The organism is Actinoallomurus acaciae (genome assembly GCF_042429965.1).
GTDB classification, from domain to species: domain Bacteria; phylum Actinomycetota; class Actinomycetes; order Streptosporangiales; family Streptosporangiaceae; genus Actinoallomurus; species Actinoallomurus acaciae.
In genome coordinates this window covers 1-613 of the sequence record NZ_JBHLZP010001265.1, presented here as the reverse complement: position 1 = coordinate 613, position 613 = coordinate 1, and the positions used below count along the sequence as shown (strand labels likewise).

General features: G+C 54.2%; 1 rRNA gene. It reads right to left on the bottom strand.

The annotated features are described in order from the left end of the window. Positions 1-613, bottom strand: a 23S ribosomal RNA gene (locus ACFFNX_RS52605); the annotation flags it as partial.

Below are 613 nucleotides of genomic sequence, written 5' to 3'. Positions count from 1 at the left end.
CGGGGCTTCGATCAAGAGCTTCGCGTTACCGCTAACCCCATCAATTAACGTTCCGGCACCGGGCAGGCGTCACACCGTATACGTCCACTTTCGTGTTTGCACAGTGCTGTGTTTTTAATAAACAGTTGCAGCCAGCTGGTATCTTCGACTGATTTCAGCTCCACGAGCAAGTCGCTTCACCTACATATCAGCGTGCCTTCTCCCGAAGTTACGGCACCATTTTGCCTAGTTCCTTCACCCGAGTTCTCTCAAGCGCCTCGGTATTCTCTACCTGACCACCTGAGTCGGTTTGGGGTACGATTTGATGTTACCTGATGCTTAGAGGCTTTTCCTGGAAGCAGGGCATTTGTCGCTTCAGCACCGTAGTGCCTCGTCATCACGCCTCAGCCTTGGTTTTCCGGATTTGCCTGGAAAACCAGCCTACACGCTTAAACCGGGACAACCGTCGCCCGGCCAACATAGCCTTCTCCGTCCCCCCTTCGCAGTAACACCAAGTACAGGAATATTAACCTGTTTCCCATCGACTACGCCTTTCGGCCTCGCCTTAGGGGTCGACTCACCCTGCCCCGATTAACGTTGGACAGGAACCCTTGGTCTTCCGGCGAGCGGGCTT